Source organism: Streptococcus cristatus (genome assembly GCF_963529205.1).
GTDB classification, from domain to species: Bacteria; Bacillota; Bacilli; order Lactobacillales; family Streptococcaceae; genus Streptococcus; species Streptococcus cristatus_O.
Window position 1 is genome coordinate 1 of the sequence record NZ_CAURYF010000078.1, and the last position, 2,859, is coordinate 2,859.

4 protein-coding genes are annotated in these 2,859 nt (G+C 44.3%); all 4 read left to right on the plus strand.

Features of this window, described 5'->3' with window-relative positions; genetic code table 11:
• A partial coding sequence (locus RWS39_RS09495) for an iron chelate uptake ABC transporter family permease subunit (protein WP_314482959.1) occupies nucleotides 1–458 on the plus strand: 458 nt, incomplete at its 5' end.
• A gap of 9 nt (nucleotides 459–467) precedes the next feature.
• Nucleotides 468–1,970 carry a zinc ABC transporter substrate-binding protein AdcA gene (locus tag RWS39_RS09500; protein WP_314482962.1) on the plus strand — a complete coding sequence of 501 codons (1,503 nt, stop codon included), beginning with the start codon at nucleotides 468–470 and terminating at the stop codon, nucleotides 1,968–1,970.
• A 146-nt stretch (nucleotides 1,971–2,116) separates the two neighbouring features.
• The gene (locus RWS39_RS09505; protein WP_314482965.1) at nucleotides 2,117–2,560 is read left to right on the plus strand and encodes a CopY/TcrY family copper transport repressor; all 444 of its coding nucleotides are present in this window, start codon (nucleotides 2,117–2,119) and stop codon (nucleotides 2,558–2,560) included.
• Nucleotides 2,560–2,859: cation transporter (locus RWS39_RS09510; RefSeq protein WP_314482968.1), on the plus strand; the 300-nt coding region annotated here is incomplete at its 3' end. The genes RWS39_RS09505 and RWS39_RS09510, both read left to right, overlap by 1 nt.

Consider the following 2,859-nt stretch of genomic DNA (forward strand, 5'->3'; position numbering starts at 1 on the left):
TGGACCAGTATCTATTTGGCTCCATTGTGACTATCAGTAGGGAGCAGGTGATTTCTCTTTTTGTTATTGCGGCAGTGGTACTCGTTCTGACCTTCCTCTTCATTCGGCCTATGTACATATTGACCTTTGATGAGGATACGGCCTTTGTGGATGGGCTGCCGGTGCGGTCTATGTCTATTCTCTTTAATATCGTGACGGGCGTTGCGATTGCTCTCATGATTCCAGCTGCGGGAGCCTTGCTGGTTTCGACCATTATGGTCTTGCCGGCCAGTATTGCCCTGCGGATTGGGAAAAATTTCAAGTCGGTTATTCTACTGGCAAACGTCATCGGCTTCTTTGGTATGATTGCCGGACTTTATATTTCTTACTATGCAGAAACGCCAGCAAGCGCCAGCATTACGATTATCTTCGTCAGCTTGTTCTTGCTGGTCAATCTGGTCAAAAAATTTATGAAATAGGAGCATAAAATGAAAAAAATTAGTTTACTATTAGCAGGTTTACTGAGTATTTTCTTAGTAGCTTGTTCCAATCAAAAAAATGCAGATGGCAAGCTCAATATTGTCACGACTTTTTATCCGGTTTACGAGTTTACTAAGCAGGTGGCTGGAGATGAGGCGAGTGTTGAACTTCTAATCGGGGCTGGTACAGAGCCGCATGATTATGAGCCTTCAGCTAAGGCAGTTGCTACCATTCAGGATGCAGATGCCTTTGTCTATGAAAATGAAAACATGGAGACTTGGGTTCCTGATTTGCTAAAAACCTTGAAAAATAAGGAAGAAAAGGTTATCAAAGCGACTGGAAATATGCTTTTGCTGCCTGGTGGTGAAGAGGAAGAAGATCACGACCATGGTGAAGAGGGGCATCATCATGAATACGACCCCCATGTTTGGCTGTCTCCGAAGCGAGCTATTAAAATGGTGGAGCACATTCGAGATAGTCTGAGCAAGGCCTATCCTGACAAGAAAGCTGCCTTTGAGAAAAATGCAGCGGCTTATATCAAGAAGCTGGAAGCCTTGGACAAAGAGTTTGAAGATGGTTTAGCCAACGCCAAGCAAAAGAGTTTTGTTACTCAGCACGCAGCCTTTAACTATCTGGCGCTGGACTATGGTTTGAAGCAGGTGCCAATTTCTGGACTTTCACCAGATAGCGAGCCATCCGCTTCACGCTTGGCTGAATTGACCGAGTATATCAAGAAAAATAAAATCAAGTATATCTACTTTGAAGAAAATGCCTCTCAGGCTTTGGCTTCTACTCTGGCTAAGGAAACAGGAGTAGAGCTTGATGTCTTGAATCCGCTGGAAAGCTTGACAGAAAAGCAGACCAAGGACGGGGCAGACTATATTTCAATCATGAAGGCCAATCTCAAGGCTCTCAAGAAAACGACTGACCAAGAGGGAGCAGAGATTGCTGCTGAGAAAGAAGAGGATACTAAGACAGTGCAAAACGGCTACTTTGAAGACAGTGCCATCAAGGATCGGACCTTGTCTGACTACGCTGGCGAGTGGCAGTCTGTTTACCCTTATCTGAAAGACGGGACCTTGGACCAAGTCTTTGACTACAAGGCTAAGCTGACTGGTAAGATGACGGCAGCTGAATACAAGGACTACTATGACAAGGGCTACAAGACAGATGTTTCCAATATCAATATCACAGACAAGACCATGGAATTTGTGGTAGATGGAAAATCCAAGAAATATACTTATAAATACGTTGGTAAGCACACTCTGACCTACTCTAAGGGAAATCGAGGAGTACGCTTTATGTTTGAAGCGACAGATGCGGATGCAGGCCAGTACAAGTATGTTCAGTTTAGCGACCATAATATTGCACCGACTAAGGCGGCTCATTTCCATATCTTCTATGGTGGCGAAAGCCAGGAAGCACTCTTTAATGAGCTGGAAAACTGGCCTACCTACTATCCAAGTAAGTTGACCGGTCAAGAAATTGCCCAAGAGATGTTGGCGCACTAATAGAATAAAGTAAGAAGACGGGACTATCCCGCCTTCTTTTTTGTATATCAGGAAATGACAATAAAAATACTTGACAAATTGCGATTACAAATGTAAACTAATAAAGAGTTGGATTACAAATGTAAATGATAAGGGAGTGTTAAACAATGGAACAGCAAAATATGAGCCAAGCAGAATGGCAAGTGATGCGTGTGCTGTGGGCCTATCCCCATAGTCGCAGTACAGAGATCATAGCGCGTTTGGAAGCTGATTTTTCCTGGAAGCCGGCAACCATCAAGACTCTTTTGAATCGTCTGAAGACCAAAGAATTTATCGCTATGGAAAAAATCGAGGGCAAGTTTTACTACGATGCTCGGATTTTAGAAGCAGACCATCTGGAAAGTACATGGCAGGCGCTTTTTGACAATATCTGTAATACTAAACACGGAGATCTTTTGATTTCGATGATTGAGAGAAGTCAGTTCAGTCAAGGGGACTTGGAGCGGCTCAGTCAGGTCATTGATAAGAAAAGAGCCTCGGCACCTTTAGAAATCAAATGCCACTGCCCTCAAGGCCAGTGTCGTTGCGGTCACGGAAAGGAGAAGCATTGATGAGTGAGAAGAAAGAATACAAGCTCTCTGGTATGACTTGCGCTGCCTGTGCTATGACGGTAGAGATGGCGGTCAAGGACTTAGAAACGGTCGAGGATGTCAGTGTCAATTTAGCGACAGAACGTCTCAGTTTGCTGCCTAAGGCAGGATTTGACAGTCAGCAAGTGCTGGATGCTGTAGCCGAGGCTGGTTATCAGGCAGAAGAAAAAGGAAAAGCTAGGCCATCCGATGTGAGCGAAGAGGCTACAATGAAAACGCAGGAATTGCGAAGGAAGAAGCAAGAGTTACTGATTCTTTTG

Excerpts from the sequence above, each read along its gene's own strand:
- RWS39_RS09505 (WP_314482965.1), top strand. The coding sequence starts at position 2,117 with ATGGAACAGCAAAATATGAGCCAAGCAGAATGGCAAGTGATGCGTGTG.
- RWS39_RS09500 (WP_314482962.1), top strand. The coding sequence starts at position 468 with ATGAAAAAAATTAGTTTACTATTAGCAGGTTTACTGAGTATTTTCTTA.